The sequence below is a fragment of the Nostoc sp. C052 genome (genome assembly GCF_013393905.1).
In the GTDB taxonomy this organism is placed as follows: domain Bacteria; phylum Cyanobacteriota; class Cyanobacteriia; order Cyanobacteriales; family Nostocaceae; genus Nostoc.
On sequence record NZ_CP040272.1, the window covers coordinates 336771 to 362798 of the forward strand.

General features: G+C 42.5%; 21 protein-coding genes. 4 read left to right on the top strand and 17 right to left on the bottom strand.

The annotated features are described in order from the left end of the window. Nucleotides 1-73: 73 nt before the first annotated feature. Both FD723_RS01425 and rimI read right to left on the bottom strand, forming a co-directional pair. Nucleotides 74-2542 carry an ATP-dependent Clp protease ATP-binding subunit gene (locus FD723_RS01425; RefSeq protein WP_069071487.1) on the bottom strand — a complete coding sequence of 823 codons (2469 nt, stop codon included), beginning with the start codon at nucleotides 2540-2542 and terminating at the stop codon, nucleotides 74-76. A 422-nt stretch (nucleotides 2543-2964) separates the two neighbouring features. Beyond that, on the bottom strand, nucleotides 2965-3513 hold the full coding sequence (rimI, locus tag FD723_RS01430) for a ribosomal protein S18-alanine N-acetyltransferase (RefSeq protein WP_179063770.1): 549 nt from the start codon (nucleotides 3511-3513) through the stop codon (nucleotides 2965-2967). Nucleotides 3514-3605: 92 nt separating this feature from the next. On the opposite strand from rimI, the gene lysA reads away from it, so the two are divergent. The 3 genes from lysA (at nucleotide 3606) to FD723_RS01445 (ending at nucleotide 6818) form a co-directional block, all read left to right on the top strand. Next, nucleotides 3606-5054, top strand: a complete 1449-nt coding sequence (lysA, locus tag FD723_RS01435) for a diaminopimelate decarboxylase (protein WP_179063771.1) — start codon at nucleotides 3606-3608, stop codon at nucleotides 5052-5054. A 94-nt stretch (nucleotides 5055-5148) separates the two neighbouring features. Continuing rightward, nucleotides 5149-6072, top strand: a complete 924-nt coding sequence (gene cdaA, locus FD723_RS01440) for a diadenylate cyclase CdaA (protein ID WP_179063772.1) — start codon at nucleotides 5149-5151, stop codon at nucleotides 6070-6072. Beyond that, complete coding sequence (locus FD723_RS01445) at nucleotides 6069-6818, top strand: isoprenyl transferase (RefSeq protein ID WP_179063773.1); 750 nt, start codon at nucleotides 6069-6071, stop codon at nucleotides 6816-6818. The genes cdaA and FD723_RS01445 overlap by 4 nt, the downstream gene beginning before the upstream one ends. A gap of 497 nt (nucleotides 6819-7315) precedes the next feature. Here FD723_RS01445 and FD723_RS01450 read toward each other — a convergent pair whose 3' ends face one another. The 7 genes from FD723_RS01450 to dnaK form a co-directional block, all read right to left on the bottom strand. Then, the gene (locus FD723_RS01450; protein ID WP_179063774.1) at nucleotides 7316-7768 is read right to left on the bottom strand and encodes a hypothetical protein; all 453 of its coding nucleotides are present in this window, start codon (nucleotides 7766-7768) and stop codon (nucleotides 7316-7318) included. Nucleotides 7769-7773: 5 nt separating this feature from the next. Further along, on the bottom strand, nucleotides 7774-11451 hold the full coding sequence (locus FD723_RS42335; RefSeq protein WP_256875013.1) for a hypothetical protein: 3678 nt from the start codon (nucleotides 11449-11451) through the stop codon (nucleotides 7774-7776). Nucleotides 11452-11590: 139 nt separating this feature from the next. Continuing rightward, nucleotides 11591-11863: a DUF3143 domain-containing protein gene (locus tag FD723_RS01460; RefSeq protein ID WP_179063775.1), complete on the bottom strand. Its 273-nt coding sequence runs from the start codon at nucleotides 11861-11863 to the stop codon at nucleotides 11591-11593. A gap of 49 nt (nucleotides 11864-11912) precedes the next feature. Continuing rightward, a complete protein-coding gene (locus FD723_RS01465; RefSeq protein WP_179068982.1) occupies nucleotides 11913-12428 on the bottom strand; it encodes a J domain-containing protein in 516 nt (171 codons plus the stop codon). Between the two features lie 222 nt (nucleotides 12429-12650). Beyond that, nucleotides 12651-13472 carry a DUF3800 domain-containing protein gene (locus FD723_RS01470; protein ID WP_179063776.1) on the bottom strand — a complete coding sequence of 274 codons (822 nt, stop codon included), beginning with the start codon at nucleotides 13470-13472 and terminating at the stop codon, nucleotides 12651-12653. Between the two features lie 115 nt (nucleotides 13473-13587). Then, nucleotides 13588-14583 (bottom strand): DnaJ C-terminal domain-containing protein, encoded by a 996-nt coding sequence (locus FD723_RS01475; RefSeq protein WP_179063777.1) that lies wholly within the window; start codon nucleotides 14581-14583, stop codon nucleotides 13588-13590. Between the two features lie 108 nt (nucleotides 14584-14691). Beyond that, nucleotides 14692-16773 (bottom strand): molecular chaperone DnaK, encoded by a 2082-nt coding sequence (gene dnaK, locus FD723_RS01480; RefSeq protein ID WP_179063778.1) that lies wholly within the window; start codon nucleotides 16771-16773, stop codon nucleotides 14692-14694. 320 nt (nucleotides 16774-17093) lie between these two features. On the opposite strand from dnaK, the gene FD723_RS01485 reads away from it, so the two are divergent. Next, the gene (locus FD723_RS01485; protein WP_179063779.1) at nucleotides 17094-17942 is read left to right on the top strand and encodes a M28 family peptidase; all 849 of its coding nucleotides are present in this window, start codon (nucleotides 17094-17096) and stop codon (nucleotides 17940-17942) included. A 67-nt stretch (nucleotides 17943-18009) separates the two neighbouring features. On the opposite strand, the gene FD723_RS01490 is transcribed toward FD723_RS01485, so the two are convergent. From FD723_RS01490 to FD723_RS01525, 8 genes are all read right to left on the bottom strand, one after another. Then, on the bottom strand, nucleotides 18010-18879 hold the full coding sequence (locus tag FD723_RS01490; RefSeq protein WP_306297009.1) for a bestrophin family protein: 870 nt from the start codon (nucleotides 18877-18879) through the stop codon (nucleotides 18010-18012). Nucleotides 18880-19410: 531 nt separating this feature from the next. Next, nucleotides 19411-19812 (bottom strand): VOC family protein, encoded by a 402-nt coding sequence (locus tag FD723_RS01495; protein WP_179063781.1) that lies wholly within the window; start codon nucleotides 19810-19812, stop codon nucleotides 19411-19413. An 830-nt stretch (nucleotides 19813-20642) separates the two neighbouring features. Continuing rightward, nucleotides 20643-20912: an ISAs1 family transposase gene (locus FD723_RS01500; RefSeq protein ID WP_256875196.1), complete on the bottom strand. Its 270-nt coding sequence runs from the start codon at nucleotides 20910-20912 to the stop codon at nucleotides 20643-20645. 23 nt (nucleotides 20913-20935) lie between these two features. Beyond that, nucleotides 20936-21088 (bottom strand): element excision factor XisI family protein, encoded by a 153-nt coding sequence (locus FD723_RS42035; RefSeq protein WP_218651777.1) that lies wholly within the window; start codon nucleotides 21086-21088, stop codon nucleotides 20936-20938. 86 nt (nucleotides 21089-21174) lie between these two features. Next, nucleotides 21175-22551 (bottom strand): alkaline phosphatase family protein, encoded by a 1377-nt coding sequence (locus tag FD723_RS01510; RefSeq protein ID WP_179063782.1) that lies wholly within the window; start codon nucleotides 22549-22551, stop codon nucleotides 21175-21177. Between the two features lie 20 nt (nucleotides 22552-22571). Continuing rightward, on the bottom strand, nucleotides 22572-23798 hold the full coding sequence (gene eboE, locus FD723_RS01515; RefSeq protein ID WP_179063783.1) for a metabolite traffic protein EboE: 1227 nt from the start codon (nucleotides 23796-23798) through the stop codon (nucleotides 22572-22574). Between the two features lie 225 nt (nucleotides 23799-24023). Continuing rightward, nucleotides 24024-24956, bottom strand: coding sequence for a UbiA-like protein EboC (gene eboC, locus FD723_RS01520; protein WP_306297010.1), 933 nt, complete (start codon nucleotides 24954-24956; stop codon nucleotides 24024-24026). A gap of 89 nt (nucleotides 24957-25045) precedes the next feature. Beyond that, nucleotides 25046-26011, bottom strand: a complete 966-nt coding sequence (locus FD723_RS01525) for a TatD family hydrolase (protein WP_256875014.1) — start codon at nucleotides 26009-26011, stop codon at nucleotides 25046-25048. Between the last annotated feature and the right edge of the window lie 17 nt (nucleotides 26012-26028).

Below are 26028 nucleotides of genomic sequence, written 5' to 3' on the forward strand. Positions count from 1 at the left end.
AAAACGGTAGAGCAATAAATACTCTACCGTTTTCTAATTTTCTATTTGAGATTTAAATCCCAAACCCTAAATCTTACTCAACACCTTGGGGTAATAATTCCCGGCGCTGTTGAGAACTAACTTGGACAATGCCATTTTCATCCACATCAACAAGGGCTGTATCGCCATCTTTGATACGACCAGACAGAATTTCTTCTGCTAGGCTATCTTCTAACAGGCGCATAATTGCCCGACGTAATGGCCTTGCGCCGTAGCTGGGACTGTAACCTTCTTGGATCAAACGATCCTTGAAGCGGTCTGTGACTTCTAAGGTGATACCCTTTTCCGTCAGACGACCAAATACTTCCTTGAGCATAATTTCGGCGATTTGGGTCACTTCCGGCTTGTTCAACTGACGGAAGACGATAATTTCATCGAGTCGGTTGAGGAACTCTGGACGGAAGTACTGCTTCAATTCTTCGTTGACCAAAGAGCGAATCCGGTTGTAAGTTGACTCGCTGGCATCTTCGGAGAATTCAAAGCCGATACCGCTACCGCCTTTTTCAATTACCTTAGAACCAATATTGGAAGTTAAAATCAGCAAGGTGTTCTTGAAGTCTACCGTGCGACCTTTGGCATCAGTTAACCGACCGTCTTCCAAAATTTGCAGCAGCATATTGAAAACATCGGGGTGGGCTTTTTCGATTTCGTCGAACAACACCACGGTGTAAGGACGCCGCCGCACGGCTTCGGTTAGCTGACCACCTTCGTTATAGCCAACATAACCTGGAGGGGAACCAATCAGCTTGCTGACGGTGTGACGCTCCATGTATTCGGACATATCTAAGCGGATCATCGCTTCTTCGGAACCGAAGAAGTAAGCAGCTAAGGATTTCGCCAACTCGGTTTTACCCACACCAGTAGGCCCAGAGAAGACAAAGCTAGCGATGGGTCGATTGGGATTTTTCAAACCAACACGAGCGCGACGGATTGCCCGTGAAACTGCTTTCACAGCTTCATCTTGACCTATTAAACGCTGATGCAAGGTGTCTTCCATGTGCAGCAGCTTTTCAGATTCAGATTCGGTGAGTTTGTTCACCGGTACTCCAGTCCAGGAAGCGACAATATGGGCAATGTCTTCTTCTGTAACTACAGGTTCTTCACCTTCTGTGCCTGTTGCATTGGTCTTGCTTTGAGCGATCGCGCGGATTTCGGCTTTGATTTCCATTTCGCGATCGCGCAGTTCTCCAGCTTTGTCAAAGTCTTGAGAGCGCACCGCGTCATCTTTTTCTTTTAATATCTGACGCAGTTCTTTGTCTAACTCTTTGGCTGCGGGTGGCAGTTGGGAGTTAATCAAGCGCACTCTAGAACCAGCTTCATCAACTAAGTCGATGGCTTTATCTGGGAGGAAGCGATCGCTAATGTAACGATCTGATAACTTCGCCGCCGCTACCAATGCTTCGTCGGAGATTTTCAGTTTATGGTGTTGCTCGTAGCGTTCGCGCAGACCATATAAAATTTCAATTGTTTCATCAACTGTCGGTTCACCAACCATCACTGGCTGGAAACGCCGCTCTAGGGCTGCATCTCGCTCGATGTGCTTCCGGTATTCATCTAGGGTTGTAGCACCGATGCACTGCAACTCACCTCTGGCCAAAGCTGGCTTAAGGATATTCGCTGCGTCTATAGCACCTTCGGCTGCACCCGCACCAATTAAGGTGTGTACCTCATCAATCACGAGAATGACATTACCCGCCGAGCGGATTTCATCCATGATTTTTTTCAAGCGTTCTTCAAATTCACCCCGGTACTTGGTTCCTGCTACGAGCAAACCAATGTCCAACGTGACGACGCGTTTATCTTCGAGGATGTCAGGGACATCTTTAGTGGCAATTCGTGAAGCTAAACCTTCAGCGATCGCTGTTTTACCAACCCCTGGTTCCCCAATTAGCACGGGGTTATTTTTAGTCCGGCGACCCAATATTTGAATCACCCGCTCAATTTCCTTGGCGCGTCCCACCACCGGATCGAGCTTATTATCGATTGCCATCTGGGTCAGGTTTGAGCCAAATTCATCCAGAGTCGGGGTTTTTGTACGCCCAGATGAACCACCTGGTGAAACTTCGGCAGTTTCTCCCAACATACGGATGACTTGGGTTCTGACCTTAGATAGATCCACACCGAGGTTTTCTAGCACCCTGGCTGCGACGCCTTCCCCTTCGCGGATTAGGCCCAACAGCAGATGCTCGGTGCCAATGTAGTTATGCCCCAGTTGGCGTGCTTCTTCCAAGGAGAGTTCTAAAACTCGCTTTGCCCGTGGCGTAAACGGAATTTCCACGGCAACAAAGCCTGATCCCCGTCCTATAATTTTTTCAACTTCGATTCGGGCATCTTTGAGATTGACGCCCATTGATTTCAGCACCTTCGCAGCCACTCCAGTGCCTTCGCCAATCAGACCCAGGAGGATCTGCTCGGTTCCGACAAAGTTGTGACCTAAACGGCGGGCCTCTTCTTGGGCCAGCATGATTACCTTAATGGCTTTTTCTGTGAAGCGCTCAAACATGGCTTTATCCCATCATCTGCGGTCGTGCCGGTATGCTGATTTTAGCACAGGCAAAGCTTTTAGATGCCTGTATAACAGATTATAGACATCCTGAAGCTATGACTTTAGTTGATGGGCTAATTATTAACTATTGACTACCTTTATCTTGCTAGTGTACTGAGGAGCTTTAGTTCACCAGCGTTTTTGGGATTTATTACAAATAGCTGACTGCTTAGATTAAGGGTTTTTTGACTTAATCCCAAACATTTATATGTAACATATATTTTTTTTAATATCAACCACAAATATTTTATATATGTTTTATTTATTTAATTTACTTTTTTAAATAAAATATTTAAATATAAATAGGCGCAAAAAAGTTGCATTTTTTTGCTGAGGCCGATCGCAAGCCCCAATAATTCAAAATTAATAATGGCTAACTACTAAAAAAGCAAGTGCCAAGAGGATTTGTCTAGGCGATCGCTGACAATGGAATACCAGTGGTCTAAAGTTGCTTGAAATTTGGGGTGTTGTAAATCTGGGAGCCAAAGAATCAGCGCGTCCTCATCGTTATCTTGGTAGTAATGCCGACGCCGCCCTGCTGTTTTGAAGCCAAATTTTTGATATAAAGATATAGCCCCCAAGTTGGAAGCTCGCACTTCGAGGGTAGCTCGCTCCATTTTGCGATCGCAAGCTGTCTTAATAAGTGAATATAATAAAGCCTGTCCTAGTCCTTGACGGTGATATTCGGGATGAACCGCCAAAATTGTAATGTGGGCTTCCTCTAAAATTGACCAAAAGCAACCCATTCCCAATAGTCTCGAATTAGAGACAGGGGAAAACAAACCCAGCAAATCGCTATTGGGACTGTCCAACTCTCTTTGGTAGCCTTCCATTGTCCATAGACCACCAAAACAAGCTTGATCCAGTTCCAACAATGCACTGAGATGCTCAGGAGTCAGTAATTTAATTTCTAAGTCTAATGAGATCACATTTATTGAATAAGATTACAAACCCTTTGTAAACTGGGAATCGGGAGATGAACTCAAAGCCCGTAATTTGAACAAGGAAAACTTTTATAGTTATGGTATCGACTCACCCCACTGGGGTTCAACATTCTGGAAGTCAATATTTACCTCAAAGGCACGACACCAGCACAAATCCATCACCTAATCAACAACTTTTACCCTTGACTGCCAGAGTTCATGATCATGACCTCCTGGAAATTGGTGGGTGTGATGTCACAACCCTAGTTGAGCAGTTTGGTTCACCTTTATATATTTTAGATGAAGAAACCCTGCGTTCGGCTTGTCAACAATACCGAGATGCTTTCAAGCAATACTATAAGGGCGAATCTCAAGTATTGTACGCCTCAAAAGCTTGGAATTGTTTAGCAGTTTGTGCGATCGCTGCTTCTGAAGGACTGGGAATAGATGTAGTTTCTGGGGGCGAACTTTACACAGCATTGGAAGCGGGTGTTAGTCCAAATAAAATTTACCTCCACGGCAATAATAAATCTCGTGAAGAATTAATTTTAGCGATCGCGTCTGGTGTCACCATTGTGGCGGATAACTGGTATGAATTACATACCCTTGTGGAAATAGCAGAGGAGCAGGGGAGCAGGGGAGCAAGGGAAGTAAATTCCCCCTCATCCTTTCAATCCCCTCTGCCTATTCGCGTCATGCTACGGCTAACTCCCGGTATCGAGTGTCATACGCATGAATACATTCGCACAGGACACTTAGATAGCAAATTTGGCTTTGATCCCAACGATTTAGATGAAGTTTTTACCTTTGTTAGTCAACAATCTGCCCTGAATTGCGTAGGAGTACACGCTCATATTGGTTCGCAAATTTTTGAGCGCCAACCACACCAAGATTTGGCTGCTGTGATGGTGCAGTGGCTCCGAGATGCTGCGAAGTTTGGTTTAAATATTACAGAGTTAAATGTTGGTGGCGGTTTAGGGATTAAATATACAGAATCAGACGATCCCCCCAGCATTGAAGAGTGGGTAAAGGCGATTTGTGAAGTGATCCAAGAAGCTTGTGTAGCCGAAAATCTACCTTTGCCGAAATTACTGAGTGAACCGGGGCGATCGCTAATTGCGACAGCTTGTGTTACTGCCTATACTATTGGTTCATCGAAAGTTATCCCAGAAATTCGTACCTACGTGGCAATTGATGGCGGAATGTCTGACAATCCCCGTCCGATTACTTACCAATCAGTTTATCGGGCAGTTGTTGCCAATAAAATGTCTTTTCCTTTAACTGAAACAGTCACAATTGCTGGTAAACATTGCGAATCAGGAGATATTCTGATTAAAAACGCACTACTCCCAAAGACTGAATCAGGGGATATTCTCGTAGTTATGGGAACTGGTGCGTACAATTACAGTATGGCATCTAACTACAACCGCTTGCCCCGACCGGCAGCAGTCGTAGTGGCGAATAGCGAAGCAAATTTAATTTTGCAACGTGAAACTTATGAAGATTTAATTCGACAAGATCGCCTACCAGAAAGATTAAAGAAATAGTCATTTATCCTTAGTCATTAGTTCCTGACTAATGACTAATGACTAATGACTAATGACTAAATGTAATTAGAGGCAAAAGTGTAATCCAGATGTCATGAGAGATTGGTGGAAGCAATGGCTGGCAAACCTGGGGTGGTCACAGTCCTTGCTACTTGGGACTCTGGATATTGTGTTAGTGCTGGTGCTGACATATATGATACTAGTTATCATTAGTGAGCGCCGAACACTGTGGATGGTGCGGGGATTCATTCTTTTAATGCTAGCCTCAGCACTAAGTGGCAGACTCGGACTACCTCTGCTCAGTTTTGTACTGGAAAAGTTAGTGATTGGTTGTGCTGTAGCGATGGCAGTTGCTTTACAGTCTGAATTTCGGCGGTTTTTGGAGCAATTGGGGCGTGGCGAGTTTCGTCAACTACTTCAACCCGACCGTCTGGCAATCCCCAAATCTGATAGTGTAATTGATGAAATTGTTGAGGCTGTTAAAGAATTGTCAAAAAACCGCATTGGAGCTTTACTAATTGTGGAAACCACAGGGCCAATTGATGAGCGAGATTTTTCTGTGCCAGGAGTAAAGCTAAATGCGGAGGTTTCTAAAGAATTGATCCAGACAATTTTTCAGCCGAAAACTTTGTTACACGATGGAGCGACATTGATTCGTGGCTCACGGATCGTGTCATCGGGTATAATTTTACCACTTTCGGGACGCACAGCCTCGCGCCAGTTGGGAACACGCCACCGGGCGGCAATGGGAATTACTGAGCGGGTCGAAAATTGCATTTGTGTCGTCGTATCTGAAGAAACTGGTTCTATTTCCTTAGCGGAAAGGGGAACCCTAAATAGACCGCTGACGATTAGGAAGCTGAAAGAGTCATTAGAGGCTCTTTTATCCCCAAACGTAGATAGGGAAGCTGTTGCTCCTGGTCTGTTGAGTTTTGTTCGTCGGATAGGTGGGAAGACACTAGCACTGGTTTCACGTTTACTCGGATTACCATCGACCGCTTCTCGAGATAAAAAATGACAGCACAACAAACTAAACTGCAAGATTTGCCTACTGACTTAAAACGAGAACTATTGCCGCAGCACGTGGCGGTGATTATGGATGGTAATGGTCGATGGGCTAAACGTCAGGGTCTACCCCGAATTATGGGTCATAAGCGGGGAGTAGATGCTCTTAAGGATTTACTTCGCTGTTGTCAGGATTGGGGAATTCAAGCGCTGACAGCTTATGCTTTTTCAACAGAGAACTGGAAAAGACCACAGGAAGAAGTGGATTTTTTGATGACTCTGTTTCAAAGAGTCTTGCGCCAAGAACTGCGGGAAATGGTCGAAGAGAATGTTCAAATTAAGTTTGTGGGGAATTTGCAAGACCTGCCGCGATCGCTCCAACAGGAAATATCGCGTTCTATGGAAGAAACTAAGAATAATCGCGGTATCCGGTTTTCAGTAGCAACTAATTATGGTGGACGACAAGAGATTTTACAAGCTTGTCAGGCGATCGCCAAACAAGTGCAGCAAGGTCTATTACAACCCGATGAAATTAATGAGCAGGTGTTTGAGAGCCACTTGTACACAGCCGGAGTTACTGACCCAGATTTATTAATCCGCACCAGTGGAGAAATGCGCCTCTCAAATTTCCTGCTCTGGCAAATGGCTTATGGAGAAATTTATATTACTGATGCTCTCTGGCCCGATTTTAACCGAGCAGAGTTCCACCGTGCTTTGTGTGCCTACCAGCAACGAGAGCGGCGATTTGGGAAAGTGTAAATTTACAATAAACGTCCTTGATAGATGTCTTCTTGTTGTTCCAGAAGTTTGATGCCTGCAAGAAGAACTGCGATCGCGTTCTGATACTTACCGAAGCGTGATTTGGCGTTGAACTAGGGCTTCTACTTCAGCTGGCAGAACGATTTGTATGAGTTTTTGTCGGAGTAGGAGTGACTTTAATTGTAAGCGATATCTATCGACAAGCCGTTCTCTACGAGAGGCTGCGCCAACGGGCTCGGGGGTGACGCTCCTAACGTCGCTAACGCAATCGACGGGAACCGCCAGACTGCGACCCCTTCAACACTACGCGTCTACGCTTTTGGTGAGTGCTTTTTTCAGCTACGCCTGCTTTACAAGATTGGCGATGCCTGCGGCGGTAAACTACGCACCTCAAGTCAAACGATGAGCGCTCGTGTACGTGCGATCGCTTATCCCTGGCTACACATTAGAAATCAGACAGAATATGAGCTTAGAGCCACAGAAGCGACCTCACTAGTTCAAGAAGCGCCATAAAGCCTTTGTTCAATTTTTTTAGTGATTGCAACGAATTCTTTCCACCAGGGTTGTTCAACTATTGGATTATTGAGTTTTTTCGCTTCAGAGATTAGTGTATGAAAGTAACGGAGCATAAGACGCTCAAAAGCTGGAATACTTAACTGAACTTCACCAAGAGGATTGTAGACTTCTACTCCTTCCAAGGGTTTTTCACCTGGATCTAGTTCATCAGTGGGATATCGAAAGCCAGTTCCGTCAACTCCAACACCTTCTTGATCCCCCACACCAGAGGCAATATACAACAGATCGCTCCAACCAAAGAAGTTAAGTGAGCTTGTTAAAATCAGTAACTCTTTTGGTTCTGTAATTTGAACCATTAGTTTCAATAAATCTTCATCTTGAGATAGTTCAATAACAATACTATCTACTAATTTATCCTTTATAAGATTACTCATAAGTCTTAAAAGTTGGGAAAGAAGGTGTCTACTTGATTTGGGCGGTAGAATCCACGAATTTTTATATTTTTTCCGGTTCCTTCAAAGGCTCCTCCTGATGCGGGAAAAGCTTTTCTCTTAATTGAATCATCAGCGGCAGCATTTCCAATTTCTTTCCATTTGTCTGGATTCCCAGCAAGATCCTGAATAACTGTTTTAAGTTTTGCTTTTCCAGTAGAAAGTGTTGGTGGCTGTTTAATTTTTCCTGCGGCATCTTTTTGATAAAGCTTGTATTCATAACGTATAACATCGGGGTTACTAGGATCTGGAATTTCTGAAACAACTTCACCTTTGCCATTCAATTCATTCAGGAAAGTAGTTTTATCATGGCAGCCTTTGATCTCCCCTTTAACAATTCCATCATTTTGTAAGAGGTGATTAATCGTGTCTTGGGTTACTCCCTTATAATCCTTAAAGAAGTCACTACCATAGTGCTTCAGCGCCTCGCTACCATACTTTTCGGTTAACAGTTTTAATTTCTCACTGCCAAGCTTGCTTACAAAATCTTGAATTTCACTTGGAGTCAAGTCTTTTAGTAATTTGTTGACTATATCAGGAGTTAAGTCTTCAACCAATTTGTTTGCGCGTTCTTCCCCTAATTCAGCAATGAGGCGTTCAGCATTAGCCTTACCTAGTTTTGTTTCTAATGGTTTAACTTCACCAGGTTTGACTTCACCGGGTTTAACTTCACCGGGTTTAACTTCACCGGGTTTAACTTCCACTGGGACTTCACCAGGTTTACCACCCTTCAAAACTCTGCCCATGATGAACATGAGGGCAAGTGTGAGTACCCCTTCGGTGATTTTCTCTGCTCGCTGCTCTGGAGTAAGATTCAAATCTTTCCCAGTGAGAATACTTATATTAAGCGCTCCTTCAAGGATTGGTGAGATACCAACAGCATCTAAAAGGGACACAAAGGGTATTGCAATACCAGCAGCAAGATAAATGTACCAGGGCGGATCGTCCACACCAGCGGCATGTAATGCCTTTGCAAATTCTTCACAGCGATTGATAAAGGAAGTGACAAAGCCATAGATTAGGAAGCCCAAACCAACGATCGCAGCAATTCCTACTATCCCGATCGCTGCTACTATTTCTTCTGGAAGTAGAAAAATGACTAAAGCGACAACAGCGACAAAAATTGCCAATCCCACTAAAACTTTTAAGATTCCTTCCCCAATTCCCTTAAGAACCTGAAGCCATCCAGGATCGGCAGCTTTTTCGGCTGCTGACTGAGCTACTTGGGCAAAGTCACTTGGAGCTTTACTTTCTACATCTTTATTCGATTTAATACCTTCATCAACTTTGCTACGAATATCGTTATTAACTTTCTGCTGCTGTTCAACCCATCCCTGCTTGGCTTCATCAATTTTCTGCTCAATTCCTCCACCAAATTGACTAATCAACTGTTCGTTAGCGTTTTTATTACTTGTGACTGATTGTTGTACTTGTTGTGCTGCCTGCTCTGGAACTTGAGCTAAACCAGTACTCAAGGAGTTTTTAGCCTTATCTGCTTCACCTGTCACTTTCTGCTGTAATTCATCCAAGTGAGCAGAGACAGCACTTCCTAGCTGATTTAAACTATTATGAGCGCCACTAACCTGGGAAGAAAGTGCTGTTTCCAACTGTAATCGTGTTTGTTGGAATGGTTCTTTTGTCTCTTGAATAAATTTATCGATTGCTTTGTGATTAACTTTCTTATTTTTAGGAACTTGATTCAGTTTTTCAACAACTTGATGTGCCCCTTTGTCAAGTTGGTTGAGACTAGCAATTTTAAATTGACTTACTTGATTTGCAGCAGTCTTCCCAGATATTTTGGCCGCGGCGGCGGCTGAATTACCAGCTTGCTTAATTCCTGAGATAGAACTTGACTTTAAATTTTCTAAAGATACAAGGGCTTTTGTTTGCAACGTATCTATCTTTTGCAGTTGTTGAGTAATTTGGGTAATGAATTGAGAAGTTATAGTATTGGCATTATCTCGGATAGCTTTTTCAACTTGCGCGGTATTACTCCCCACGCCAGTCGCTAATTTCTGCCCAGCGGCTCGAAATTCTTGTGCGGCTTTTTGTGCAGCTTCTCTGGCATCTTTGGCTAAAGATTGCCCGCGTGAGGTTAACTTGCCTACTACTTCCGCGGAAGCTTGTCCAGTACCTTGGCGTGCAGCAGTTTTTTCCTCTGGTTTACTGCCGTAGCGATCGCCCTGTTGTTTCGCAATTGCATTCACTGCCGTAGCCGATTCTGCTGTTGAAGTGGTAGCACGGGTAGCTTCAGTTTGTCCTGTCTGCTCCACCTGTTTAGCTTCATTATCAGCCGTAGTGTTAGCCCCTTTGCGCTTAGTTTCTACTTCCTGCTGTAATGAATTCAACCCACGAGTAGTTTCAGCTTGGATATTTGTCTTGTGGTTCTCAATTTGCCCTTTCAGATTAGCTTTAGTTGTACTGAAGGTTTGTAGAACCTCAGCTTTCTTGGCGGCAATATCCGCTGTAATGCCTTGAATTTTCCCTTGAGTTGCTGCCTGAATTGCTTCAACCTGTATCTCTGTTTGTTGTTGCAAAAAATTCTGTTGAGCTTCAATTGTTTGAGTCAGGGCAGCTTTCTCTATCTCCTTTGTTTGGATAATTTGTTGAGCAGCCTGAGCAAGTTCTGGCGATTCCGGCATAGTTGGCTGGGGAATCTCAGGCAATTCCTGTGGTTGTTCAGCCTCCGCGATCGCCATTGCTGAGGGGTCAATTGCTTTATCTAATTGGGGTAACTGTCCAGCAGGGTTAGGAAGAGATTGCTGCGATTCACCCACTTCAGTTTGCGGTGTATAGGTTTGAGGAGATACCACTTCATTGGCTATCCCTCCAGGCTGAGGAACGCTGGCAAGTTCAGCTGTCGCTGATTTGTCAAGGACTGCATTACCGCTTTTCTCTGGTATAGAGTTGCTAGGGTAAACCGCTTCTGAATTAGCCTGAGTCGGTGCAGGTAAACTTGGCTGAGTCGATAAGGCTTCTTGTTTGGTATCTACTGGAGAGATTGCCTTACTTCTAACATCCTCTGTTGGCTGAGTATTAGTAGGTGCTGAATTTGCTCCATCAGGCTCTATGCCAGATTGATCCGTTTTTGGAGTAGTTACAGGTTGACCAAATTTCTGGGTTTGTGATTCATCATCAAGTTTGTGTTGCACCATCCCCGTTTGCTGCACCAGTGGCGTGATGGTTTCTGCTGGTGGCTGCGTCTGGATCTCTTCTACTTCTTCCTTCGTTACCTGACGCTGAAAGTTGGGGGTTGCGGGAGAAGCCATCCGCATCACCTGATTTGCCACCCGATCAGCTTCTTGCTCGGATTTGTCGTCTGGTTCTCCCACCGTTAGTTTTGTCTGGGGACGACGCAATGCTATACGACTAATGTCATGACCAAAAGACTGTTGCTGAATGGCTTCTGATAACAACGATTGCTCATCAGCAGACTGGGTTTCTTGAAGGTTGGTTGATTCCTCCGTTGCTGTTTGGATTATATTATTCGTTGGTAAACCAAAGTCTCGCACTGGATTTGCCAGCGTCGGAGTTGTTGGTGAGACAAGGGACGGATTTGAAAAATTTGATGTACCTGCTTTCTTCCGTCCAAACGTGCGTAGTTTACCACCGTAGGTATCGCTCATCTCACCCTTCCTTTATCGACGGGTAAAGCTATGATTCCTGATGTCAGGCATTTTATACCAAACAAATTTTACAGTTGATCTAAATGCGATCGCCATCGACTTTCGTCTAAAATTCACGATGAATATACTGAGCGCTCCTTTATGGCCCAGAAAAAACCGCTTGTTCTACATCATCCCGACTTAGAGAATACTTAAATGAGCGTTGGATATCTTGTCCATTTTCCCCAGATTGGACATATCGCACGACAATTTGCTCAACATCGAGCCACAATTCCGCTTGCCAACTAGGCCGCTGCACGCGCCAGCAATGTCTCTGTGTTTCGTCTTGTTGACAACCTTGGTCTTTTAGCCACTGCTCAATTTGTGGCAGGGGATGATTATATAGGGGGGTATCAGAGGGAAGAAGAGGCATAGGAATTTTAGATTTTAGATTTTGGATTTTGGATTGGGGAATTTTTTAATTATTTCAGATGGGTAATTAGTTGCGAGATATAAGTAATCTGCTGTTGTATGGATACAAGTGATTGCAGCTGATGGGAATGGATAGCAGCCTCGCCACGAGTTAAGCCAATGGCAACTGCTAACAGTAAGCAGCCTACAAATGTTAACACCAGTATAAATAAAGCAAAAATTTCGCCAGATGATAAGGGGCGATCGCTCGCATCGAGGTAAGCTGATTTCGACCAGTTAGATGAATGTGATACGGGATGATTTAAATCAGCGGGTGGTTGAATCACTCCAAAGCGGGAATAGCCAATTTTTAAATCGTAACTTAACCGCCGTTCTGGATGGCTAAGGGTGGCGTAGGCTTCGTTGATTTGCTGGAATTTGGGAGTGGCGATCGCAGTTGGCAAGTCTGTAGTATCTGGATGATAGAGTTTGCTCAGTTGCCGATAAGCACGACGAATGTCAATTACCGATGCCCAGGGATGCAGTCCTAGCAGGGAGTAATAAGTTGGTTCGCTGCTTTGTGGCATTGCCCCGTTTTGATTCACGGCTGTTTGAGTCACCTTGCAATCAAGTTTTTTCTAGTATTGTAAACCTCTGCCCATTCCTCAGAGGAAAAAATGGCTGATGAGATTCCGGCATCATGCCCAAGCCTTTTATAGGTGAGGACTTGAATGGTTGTATTTATATACTGTACAATAGGATTTAGAGGGGCGAACGTCGGCTTCATGCCGTGTGTCCGAGTAGTAATTCTACTTAGACCTAGCCTCTTTTAGCTTTTTAAGCGTTAATGGATTGCGATCGCCATACCACTCTCCATAAGGTTTGTTGCGATTATCGTCTAAGTCCATAATGAGTCTATATTTCTTGGCAAGTGGCAGAAAAAACTGGTCATCGTCGCGTTCATAGCATCGCTGTACAGCCCAGAGGTAATAGTCGATGTGTAAACCAGCAACCTCAGATGGATAAGTAGGCTCAATCATAATCGAGCTATTTGAACTAATTTTCCATTGAGACTCAAAGTTTTTCTGAGCTTGGTTAATGGCTTGTTCTAGTGCTTCTTCGCGTGCTGCCTTACCGCGTCTAGCAATAGCAATATGGATAACATCTGCTTTATGCAACAGATTTTTGAACACCCGTGTTATGAGATCGTCATAAATTGCATTCTGCTGAAGCTTTGTACCTAAGCTTTTAAAGTTTGCTTTTGCTGATTCTGCTATTTCAGCTTTACTCCGAATTGCAATGAAAACTTTGATATCGAAAGACTGCATCAGTTCAAAAACATTTTCACGAATTTCGGGATGGTCATCCTTAGCGTGAAAGGTAATCGCAGTCTTTTTCGCTTCCGGTTGCATCGAGGGAATATTTTTGAAGCGAGGATGAGTGATCAAGCTTGCGCGGAGTGCATTCAGTTCCCAGGTAACTTGTTCTGGATCAGAAATTTGAGCAACACCAACCATGAAAAATTTAGATGCTCCAGGTTGACCTACGATGATGCGTCCCTTTTTATCGAAGAATGTAAGATCACCTGCTTCGTCAACAAAGTAGTGACGAAATTTAATTTCTGCTGACATGCACTGGAAGATAAACGTAGATTTGACCTATTTTACGTCAATCTGAAATAATAGACTCTAATTGTGCGATCCTCAATTAGTGATGCGAGTCATAAATTAATACACTACTTCATCCTTAACGGATGAAATCAGCACGGGGTTTAAAAGTTTCAATTTGCCGTAACTTTTCGTATAGTTCCCGTTCTTCTGGACTAATATTTTTCGGGGTAACTATTTGAATTTCTACTAATTGATCGCCACGTTTACCATCATCATTGGGATAGCCTTTATTCCCTAGCCGAAATTTTTGACCAGACCTAACTCCGGGAGGGGTAGTCATTTTCACAGGCCCGTCAAGAGTTGGTGCTTCTACCTGTCCCCCTAAAACTGCCTCGCTGGGAGTAACTGGAACTTGGCAGAGAATATTTGAACCTTCTAGCTTAAATAATGGATGAGGCTCAACGGTAATTTTTAAGTATAAGTCGCCACCACCAACGCCTTGGTTTCGTAAACGGATGGTTTGACCTGATACCATCCCTGGTGGCATGTTTACTTCTAGCGATCGCCCATCTTCCAAACGAATACGCTCATTACCACCTTGATAAGCCTTTTCTAATGGTAGAGTCAATCTGGCTTCTATATCCCGCCGGGTTGTGCGAGGTGGGGTGTTAACGGTGTAGGCAACTTTTGTTCTAGGGGAACGAAACGGATCGCTATTATTGCCATTACTGGAGTTATTTGCCGCACTCTTATTTTTAACGCCGATAACTTGATTAATAAAGCTTTCAAAGTCGGAGAATTGGCTGGGATCTACGTCCTGATTGCCGTTGCGATCGCTAGCACTATTCTGCCAAGTTTTCGCCTTTGGCGCTTGTTTGTTGCCTGCAAAGCCTTTTTGCTTCCAGTAGCGGCTAAACTGGTCGTACTGCGATCGCTTGGCTGGATCTGAAAGAACTTCATAAGCCTCGCCGATATCCTTAAATTTTTCCTCAGATTCTTTATTACCCGGATTCAGATCGGGGTGATATTGCCTGGCTAACCGCCGATAAACCTTTTTAATTTCCTCACCAGAGGCATCTTTAGATACTCCTAAAATCTCGTAGTAATCGCGAAAGTTCGGCAAATTTTGCATAGTTAGTTGTTTAAATTTTAGATTTTAGATTATTTATGAATTAGGAGTTAAGAGTTATGAGTTGAAAGATTTAATTTTTAACTCCTCACTCCTAACTCCTAACTTTTCTTACAACCAATCATTGTCTTCTTCGTCATCCCAGTTATCTTGGTAGCTAGGACGAGATTTGCGTGGAGGACGGCTTTCATAAGAGGGAGAACGACTATCTCGGTTATAATCTCTGCCATAGTCTTTACCGTAATCTTTGCCATAGCCTTGGCTGTATGAGTCGCGTTCTCGGTATGTATCTCTGGGAGATTCGCGTTCACGTTCCTTATCGCCGCCAGTAAAGATGTCACGGATAGTACCAAACAAGTCGTCATCTTCATCTTCAGCATAAGTCTCCCGGACTTCGCGATTTAGCTCATAAAGAGCATCTTGCAAGTCGGCGTAGGCTTGATCGATACCGCGATCGCTATTTTCCTTTAGACTCTCTTTTAGTTGTCGGCAAATATTATCAATTCTTTGGCGGCGGTTTCGGGCAAACTGCATACCAAATTCCAGCGCTACTTCTCGAAGTTGCCTTTCTGCTTGGAAAATCAGCGCCTCAGAACGAGTCCGCTTTTCTACTCTTTCTTTACGTTCGCGATCGACATCGGCATATTTTTGCGCGTCTTGAATCATCCGATTCACTTCCGACTCATTCAAGGTGGAAGCGCCTTGAATGGTAATACTTTGTTCTCTCCCAGTGGTTCTATCTAAGGCCGTTACCTGTAAAATGCCATTAGCATCGATATCAAATGACACCTGAACTTGAGGAATTCCTCGTGGTGCTGGCGGGATGCCATACAGCTTGAACCGTCCTAAGGACTTGTTGTTTGCGGCCATTTCCCGTTCGCCCTGAACTACGTGAATTTCCACAGTATTTTGGTTATTTTCAGACGTGGAAAAAATGTCAGAACGGCGAACTGGGATGGTGGTATTGCGGGGAATGAGTTTTTTCATCACGCCACCGATAGTTTCCAATCCCATAGAAAGGGGTGTGACATCCAAAAGCAGCACATCTTTAAGTTCACCTGCGAGAATTCCGGCTTGAATTGCTGCACCTACTCCTACAACTTCATCGGGGTTGACATTTTCGTTGGGTTCTGTGCCAATCAAGTCTCGTACTAGCTGCTTTACCATTGGCATCCGTGTAGAACCGCCAACTAAAACAACTTCTTCAATATCTCTAGGTGAAAGTCCGGCATCTTTGAGCGCTCGTTTTACTGGTGTCCGTAACCGTCCCACCAAATCACCACACAAACCTTCAAACTGAGAACGAGTCAGACTAGTTTCCAGATGTTTGGGGCCATCTTCTGTAGCGGTGATGAAGGGTAAGTTAATATCGGTGACGCTGACAGCAGAAAGCTCAATTTTGGCCTTTTCCGCCGCTTCCATCAGACGTTGCAAAGCTTGGCGATCGCGTCTTAAGTCTACCTCTTCTGTTTCCAGAAATTGATCTGCTAACCAATCTACGATTATTTTGTCAAAGTCGTTACCACCAAGTTGGGTATCTCCACTGGTAGCCTTGACTTCAAATATCCCATCACCAACTTCTAAAATCGACACGTCAAAAGTGCCACCACCCAAGTCAAAGACTAAGATAGTTTCCGTGTCACCCCGATCCAATCCATAAGCTAAAGATGCCGCCGTCGGTTCATTCAGAATCCGCAGCACTTCTAAACCGGCAATTCTGCCAGCATCACGGGTTGCCTGCCGTTGAGAATCATTAAAATAGGCGGGTACTGTAATCACTGCCCCGGTAACTGGTTCACCCAAATAGCGACTAGCATCGTCTGCCAATTTCTTCAGCACCATTGCCGAAATTTCTTCTGGGGCAAAATCTTTATTCATCCGAGGACAGGCAATTTTAATATTACCTACTTCGTCTTTGCGGATCGTGTAGGGCACACGCTTAGAATCTGCATTTAGTTCACCATACTTCCGCCCAATGAAGCGTTTAACTGCAAAAAAGGTATTTTGGGGATTGAGGACGGTTTGTCGCCGTGCCATTTGCCCAACTACTCTTTCACCTTCTTTGCTGAAGCCAACTACGGAGGGGGTTGTTCGCATTCCTTCTGCATTGGCAATCACCACCGGCTTGCCACCCTCCATAACGGCGACTACTGAGTTGGTTGTACCCAAGTCGATGCCGACTACCTTGCCCATGCGTTACTCTTCTCCTAAAGTGTCTTTATATATTTATTATGATTGGGCGGAACTACTTCTAGCTTTGCGCTACAAGATAAAAACACCTCAATGGTATGATAGTCATCATTAAAGCAGTAAGCTAAGATGTGCAGCTAGAGGAGATAGTTGCAAGACTAGAATAGCATTGAGATGGTTGGTGTGCCCAAGCAGCCTCAATTCTTGTTATCCGCCTACTTCTATTTACGATATCCGCAAGTTGATAAATTCACCTTAATGATGCTTGCTCTGCTTTCTTGAGTGCCTGGAAACTCTCATACTATTATCACTATCTGAAAAATTTGAATTTAACAGAGCGATTACAAACTTCCCTCAGTGCGATCGCGCGAGAACGCGATCCTTACATGGCAACGGCTGGACATTTTTTTGTCCAAGAATACATCCGCCAGCAATTTTCCCAATGGGGGAGTGTGGAAATCCACACCTTTGAAGTCAGAGGCAAAGCTTGTAATAACTTGATATTAAATTTACCCTCCCAAGCTAGAAGGCAAAAAAAGGATTTGCCACCTATTTTAATTGGCGCTCATTATGATGGCGTTCCGGGAACAGTTGCGGCTGATGATAATGCTACAGGTGTGGCAGTGTTGCTGGAATTGGCGAGAAAGTTTGCTGCCCAAGCTGTCAGATATCCTTTAAGACTGGTTGCTTTCGATATGGAAGAATACGGCTTACTAGGCAGTGCTGACTATGCAGCGATGTTGCATCAACAAAAGCAACAACTACGCTTAATGATCTCCTTGGAAATGCTGGGCTATAAGGATTCTACACCTGGCTCTCAAAATTATCCCCGTCCTCTGGAACGCTTCTACCCAGATAGAGGCGATTTTATTGCTTTAATTGGCAACTTGCGGATATTGCCAGACTTAATTGGGATGAGCCGTAATATTCGCAAAGCTGGTGTATCTAGTCAATGGCTACCCGTGCCAAATCGAGGTTTAATAGTTCCCCAAACCAGACTTAGCGATCATGCACCTTTCTGGGATTTGGGTTATCCGGCAATGATGGTGACAGATACGGCATTCTTGCGAAATCCCCATTATCACAAACCTAGTGATGCGATCGCTACTTTGGATTTAGATTTTTTAACTCGTGTCTGTGAAGGGTTAGAAATAGCAATTCGGCGGTTGTGAAAATATATTAGGAGAGATTTATAGTTCACCGAACCGCACCTATTTTCAAGAAAGATTTGGGTCTATCTCAGTTGCTTGGGAGATGCTGTATGCTGCTATCTTGATGCGATCGCGTATTTGGAGTCAAAGTAATTAAATCATCAATATTGCGTTTCATTGTCTCGCAAATTACATCTAATGGTAAATCATTAGCGTCATAGCCAAAGGGGTTTTCTATCTCTAAGCCAATGGCTTCAATGCCAAACACAGTAAAACCAACTAAGGCAGAAATTAAACCTGTCCACCAACCGAGACTTTCTACTATTTGAAATGGTAGCAAAAAGCAATATAGTATCAGCAATTGCTTTAAATGAATAGCATAAGCAAGGGGCATGGGTGTTTTTAAAATGCGTTCGCAAGCACCTAAATTATCCACCAGATTATTCAATAATTCTTGCATAGATGTTAACTGGTAACTGTTAAGGCAATTACGATTGTACTGTTGTTGTAAATAATCTCCTATCCAAAAGGCTACCTCTATGGGGGGATTATTCATAATCTTCAGTTTTATGTACTTAGTAGACGGCACTAAGTCTTCTAACTCGCTATTGACAGCTTCTCCACGCAAATGCAATTTAGTTGTGACAGCAAAAGCTGCCAATAAGTTTAATGCCGTAATTTTATTTTCTTTATCTTCTGGTGAAATTTCATCAACTGATACCCAAATCTGTCGCGCTAGATTTCGGACGTTATTTACTATAGAACCCCAGCATTTTCTCCCTTCCCAAAATCGCTCATAAGCAGTATTGGTACGAAAGACAAGTAACAAACCTAAAACAATACTAGGAATCACACTTCCTAAAATAGGTTGGGATACAGGTTTGTCAAAATAGTAAAGTAGAGAAATCAAAAATCCGAAAGCTCCACACCATAAGATATGTCTGTAAATTGATTTCATTACCGAACCCTTAAGTTGTAGTACTTTGCCTAGCCAAGCGAATGTTTTGGCTTTCATGCATTTACTGGGAAAATATTTAGTAAACCGAATACATTAAATATCATAGAGGTTAAAAGTAATAACTATAGAAATAGCACAACTGCCAAAGAAGCTATTTTGAAAATAATTTTGTTCAATAAGCATTATATCCTGGCGACAATGATTGTATTCTAACTTGTGTTATACAATATCGAGTCCGGTTAAATACCTATCATTAGGACTGATACAAAGAATTTTTATCAGTCATTAGGTGTACATTATTTAAAAGCCAAGAGTAATTCCCACGATTTTGCAGCAATTGTGAATAAATGTAAAGCTTTTCTGGTGGCTGCATAAATCCCGCATCCCACCTTGATAAATCTATAGAAGAAAAGGTACATATTTATTGATGATGTCCATACAGCATGATTCGGTATCATGTACCCCAGTAAATCAAAAAGTTCTAATCTGTAAAATCCTGCCCTGTAAATTAAACGCTTAGACATAACTTATTTAGTTATGTCTTTTTTTGTCATTAGTCTCGAAACGTTGAATTTCAATCAAATAACCATCGGGGTCGCGGAAAAAACAGTGGTAAATATTGTACTTTTCGTTTAATGTAGGCGGCTTTTCAAAATCGACGCCACGTTCTTTGAGATATTCAAACCATTCATCCACCTGCTGTGTTACCAGAGTAAAAATGACACTTGATTGCTTGTTGGTTGCAGGAGGTAATTTTTCGCAGGCTTCACACAATCCCAAGTACGCAGAACCATTAACAGTATAAATTCGACAGGTTCCTTGGTCAAGCCATAACTCCAAACCTAGCTTTTGTTCGTAGAATTCTGTAGATACATTGAGGTTATGGGTAGAAAAGAAGGTAATTTGCTGTTCGATTTGCGGATGAATAGACATAAATACATTTGAGTATATACTCTAACGACATTAGGCGATCGCAGATGTAAAAATTGATTCATGTTAGAAACCTGTTACTGCTCCAGAATGCCTTAAGTGCATCTGGAGTTTCTTTTTGGAAAAAGCGATGTCTACGACGGGCTGCGCCTACAAAATTTTTCTAATCATCCTGATATGCTAAAAGGTGGCTGAATAAGGATGCATACTGAATTATTTATATCTAACATAGGGCATCACTGATTGATGTACCCTTCCTGCCAAACAACTCTCGCAAAACAGCCTCAGTTTATCTGGGGCTGTTTTGCGTTACTTCCAATCGAGAAGGTAGATTTTAAACCTCGCCCCTTGTGATCGGCTTAGTTTCCCTATGCCCTATTCCCTTTCATCTACATTTGAGTGTATACCCTGATGACGTAGGATTTTCTCAGGGTGAAAATTTGGTATAGGTAAATGCGTATCTTTCCTGACTCCAGATTTGTTACAAACATTTCTGGAGTTTTTTCATTATCGAACAGAATTCAGGAGTCAGAATTCTTCTTCAATAATGGTGAACTATAGCTTTCTAGTTTTGTCATTGGCATCTAACCATAGAAGTAAAGTTAACAACAGATTTTAAAATCTATATTCAGATTTAGTTGCCAAAATTAGCAATGATTTGGAAAATTTCATCAAACGAAAAGGGGAGAATCCCAATTTTGCAAGAACATGTTTGTAATTGCGTTCGCCCCTGGCGTTCCCGTTGGCGCAGCCTCTCGTAGAGAAGGGTACGAAGCAACAGCGTAGAGAAGCAATCCAGGGTTAGCGCGTCTCAAACCCTATTGACAGTGGGATTATGGCAGAGATACTGAGTTTGAGAGAGCCGCAGCCAACACAGAAAGCATATAGCAATCGCTCATAGCTTCTCGTCGTGATTTTTGGCGAATACTGCGACGAAAAGATGATTCTCGCTCTAATGCATTCAGGGCAATACGACGTAGTAAAGCAAAGTTTTGTGGGCTGTGCAGAGAACGAATTCGGGACTCATCCTCATGAAAGGTAACATCTAATGTCCAATGAACAGAATTTTCTATTCCCCAATGCTGGCGAATTGCACTAGCAATTTTGTTTGCATCATGCTTCGTGACTAGTAATGTAAAATTGCACCTCTTGTGTTTTGATTCTCGGTCATAGGAGCCAAAATCACTTCTGCTTCAACTTCTTCGTTGCTGGCTTTGATTTCGCTGTAAGCTAGTAGTAGTTCTTGAATAAGTTGACGGTACTGTTCTACTTTTGCCATTTTGCGTTCACGAAGTGTGCCGGAGGCATTTGCCTCCTCTTTTGGATCGAAAACAATCAGCCGAAGATTCTTACCAAGATATCTCCCTACTTCTGATTTAAATGCTTGAGAATCAACGAGAAAACATCTGTCGCCTCAATTCGATTTTCATCAACTAGGTGAGTTTGATGGGTGATAAATAGAGGACCTTCATTTGGAGAGGCGTTAATAGTACCATGAGAGCCACGCACCAGGGAAGCATCCAAAGGAATCACGTCCATGAGGTAGCGAAAACCTAGTTGTTTCTGAAGTAACTTGAGAGCAACTTTTACTTGAGGAAATTTAATTTGCGGATCGAGGAAAAGTTCTACAGGATCGTAACCAGGTTTGCGGTGAATATCTACAGTTCTAGCAAAATCAGGTGCTTTTGCATCATCTAGCCAATAATAATAGGTAAACCAAGCATCAGGTTGAGCGATCGCTACCAACTCTCCCGATCTAGAATGATCGAGATGGTAGGCTTGTTTACCTTCATCATCTAATACCTGCGCCACGCCTTCAGTCGCTTCTAAAAGCGATCGCACTTTCGAGATATATGCTGGATCGTTCACATATACATGAGCAATTTGGTGATCGGCAACAGCAAAGGCAATACTAGCACCAAAATCGAGTAGTTCTCGCCCCAATTCTTCCCGTACAGCAATTAAACCATTTTCCCGTAATACACGGTTCAAATCCACAGCTTTAGAAACTGGCGTAATGCCATACTCAGAAAGAATAATTACCTGAGTATTACGTGCTTGATAATATTCAATTAAATCGCCACAAACAGCATCAATTTCTCGCAAATCTGCTTGAATCTGTGTTTGATTGTTACCAAATTTTTGCAGACAGTAATCTAAATGTGGTAAATAAACTAGTGATAGTGTCGGGCTATAGCGTTCCTCAATCCATTTTGCGGAATTGGCAATCCATTGACTAGAACTAATGGAAGTTTTTGGCCCCCAGAAACCGAACAGAGGGAAGTTTCCTAAATCAGATTGAATTTGCGATCGCACATCACTAGGATGGGTATAAATATCAGGTAATTTTCTCCCATCGGCGGGATACATTGGGCGCGGCGTAATGGCATAATCTACTGAAGAATACATGTTGTACCACCAAAAAAGGTTGGCACAAGTGAAGCTTGGATCAATTGATTTAGCGATTTCCCAAACTTTGGGAGCCTGCACTAGTTTATTAGATTGTCGCCAAAATTTCACTTCACATTCGTCGCGGAAGTACCAACCATTAGCGACAATCCCATGTTCATCAGGCAATTTTCCTGTTAAATAAGTAGCCTGAACAGAACAAGTTACAGCAGGTAATACTGTTGCGATCGGAACTACTTGACCTTTAGCAGCCCAAAAAGATAAAAACGGTGTGTTTTCTCCTAATAAGCTAGGTGTTAATCCTACAACATTTATAATAGCTGTTTTTTTCATAAATTTGAGTTACTTATTAATTAATTTGCGGCAAATTCTTTTAATACCCACTCATATTCACGCTGAATAGAAGTCAGCAAATCTATCTTAATTTCTGATGGCAATACATCCCAAGTGTAAGTCTCAATTTCTAAATGTGAGCAAGCATTGTTTGTCTGAAGTAGATGCAAAACAGTGGCAATATCGTCTTGGGTAGATTGCAAAATTTGATAATCATGAATAAAAATTGGGACATGAAAGTGAGTGCGCCATTCTTCAGCTAGAGATTGCTCTAAATGTGGTAATGCAGTTATTAAGTCAGGATAGTGATGGAGTGTACCATCGTTACGACGTTCTATTACCTGGTGAAGATAGGTAGATTCTGCAAAAGGACGTAAACGTTCAACTATCAAACTACGCTTCTCAAGTTCAGCAGGTATTTTTACTTGAATTGCAGCGCTGATTTGAATCTTGCCAATCTTAATTCCTGCCGATTGCAAACGTGTAAATACAGACTTTGGCTGCTCATATTCCACTGAAAAATGACAGGTATCATAGCAAATACGAACGTGTTCTAGCAATTTAATCTCTGCTAAACTCTGTTCAATATTTAGCTTTTCTGATAAATAATTACCGCCAATTGGCAATAACCAATTTTGATAGAAATCAATTATTTCTGAGGTATTTTCAATTAAACCATCAGGCTCAGGTTCTAAATCAATATGGAGTATCTTTCCTGTCTCTTCGCAGATGCGAATCATTTCTACAACAACTAGTGCTATATTCAAACAACTCTTTTTCAAAACTTTCTCGAAATTTGCTTGGTCTTTTTCCCACCAAGGTTTATAGGATAATGGTAGTGTAGAAATTCCGCCTTCAAGTTCTTCTGGTAATAGAGTAGCTAAAATTTGTGCCAAGTTTAATGTATAATTAACCCGTTCTTCGGTAGACCAATCTGGTAAATAAACTTGGTCTTTTACTACCTGTCGATGAAATCCGCCAAAAGGGAATCCGTTTAAGGTAAAAACATATAAATCTTGCTGAGTCAGCCAAGTTTGGAATTGAGCTAAGTTATTACTTTCTAAAAGTTGTTTTGCGGCGATATCTGCTAACCTCAAGCCAATACCAAAAGGTTTTGTAGGCGCTAAACGCGATTTTAGTTCGGGAATATAGGTTTTTAAATTAGCGAAAACTTCTAGCCAACTTTCACCAGGATGAATATTGCTGCAATAAGTTAAGTGAAAATTATTGTTTTTTGTAACTTTCATTTTTTAGCTCTATTTCTTGTATATATAATCTATTTTTTCTGGCTGAAACTATTTCACAAAATACAATACTTGCTACATAGTGATTTAACAGTAAACGGGCGGTTAGAAACCGCGTCTATACAAACTAAACCCACCTCCGTGGGTTTCAAACCCTTAATTTGACTTTAGTCCGCGGAGGCGGACAATGCCAGTGTAGCCGCGAATTCTATTCGCCAGGTCTTAAATTTAAGTAACAGCAAATAGTTGTGCTAATTTCATCGAAATTGGTAGCAAGATTAGCACTAATAAACCGTAATACAAACCAGCAAAACCAGATGCAACTGTTGCATCTAAGACTATTAGAGATAAAACACCTATTTTCACAGCATTTCGAATATTTTCGGCTATTGGTTCACGCGCCGCTTTGATAAAATTAGGCAATATTCTGATAGCTAAGAAAACAGCGAATGGTAGTGCTGCGATCGCTGTATACTCATCTAATAATCCTAAAGCTAAAACTGCTGTTAAAACTATTGCAATTAGCAGTAGTGCTAATACTCCCGTAATCTTCTTACCTCCGTGAACTTCACCCTGACTAATTGCGGTGATCGCAGCAATATAAAGAACAGGAATTAGCGCTAAATACCAACGTTCTCCGATGATTTCGGGTACAACACTTACACCTAATAATAAGTTACTACCACGGCACAAACCCATATTTAAAGGGCCAAAGAAAGGATGATGTTTGGCGAGTGAGTTATAGAGGAGGCATGAAAGAGTGATAAATGTTGCGATCGCAGCACTCAACAACGATACTTGAAAAGCAGCTATAATCCCGATTATAAATAGTATACTTCCCAATAAAGTAGCATTTTGACGAGATACACGACCACTCGGAATTGCTCTATTTGGTCGTTCTTTTGCATCTAATTTCGCATCAAAAACATCATTAAAAACTATACCGCCGCCGTATAAACCAGTTGTAGCCAATAACAACCAAGATAATGGAATTAGTACGGCAAAACTTGCTTCTCCGTTAATTAATTTAGTAAAAATAATCCCAGATCCAGAAGCAGCAAAACCAACAAGAATATCCGCCCAAGCAGTAACAATATTAGCAGGACGCATCAATTCTAAATAACCCCGCCAGCCTTGAAAATTTAAGCTTGCAACATTCACTTATCTGCCTCCGTGTCTACTAATTTCTCAAAATAAACTGCATATTACAGATAAATCAGATATTTATACAATTCCCCACTCTCTACTCCCTACTCAATCAACACATAATCTGAAACTGATTTGATTCCTGGTTCCTGTCCTCGCAGCACAGAGTTACCACTGAACATTTGGCGCTGATCTACAGATTGGGGATTGAGCCAGTCTGATGCTTTCATCTGTCCAGTTTGGCTGTAGGCAGCTAGGGCATTTTCATAACAAACTGCTCGGACATCTTCTTCAGGAATGCCCCTATCTAACATCAACTGAGCCGTTTTTGGAACTGCTAAAGGATCGCTAATACCCCAATCAGCACTACTATCTACAATGATGCGATCGCGTCCATACTTACGGACAACTTCTACCATTCTGGCGTTACCCATTTTCGTCTGTGGGTAAATAGTGAAAGCGGCCCAAAAACCGCGTCCTAATACTTCTTCAACGGTTTCTTCGTTGTTGTGATCGATAACTACTTGTGAAGGATCTAAACCATATTCAATGCAGCGATCCATACTCCGACTAGCACCCGCCTTTTTATTCCGATGAGGAGTATGAATTAGTACTAACATATCGAGTTCTTTAGCTATTTCTAACTGTTGACAAAAGTATTTATCCTCTGCCTCTGTCATATCGTCATAGCCAATCTCGCCAATGGCAACAACTCCTTCTTTACAGGCATAAAGTGGTAGCAGTTCCATAACTTCTGTTGCTAGTGCTTCATTGTTAGCTTCTTTCGGATTTAGTCCGATTGTGCAGTAGTGCTGGATGCCAAACTGACTAGCACGAAACCGTTCCCAACCCACAAGACTACTGAAGTAGTCTTTAAATGAGCCGGCGTTGGTTCGGGGTTGTCCTAACCAAAAGGCTGGTTCAATGACAGCGACAATACCATATTCTCGCATTACTAAGTAATCGTAAGTAGTACGGGAACACATGTGAATGTGAGGATCGATGAACATCATGGTTTTAATAATTGGGTATTGGACATTGGGCATTGGTGATGGGGCATTGGGCATCATTGTTTATTTTCCTTATC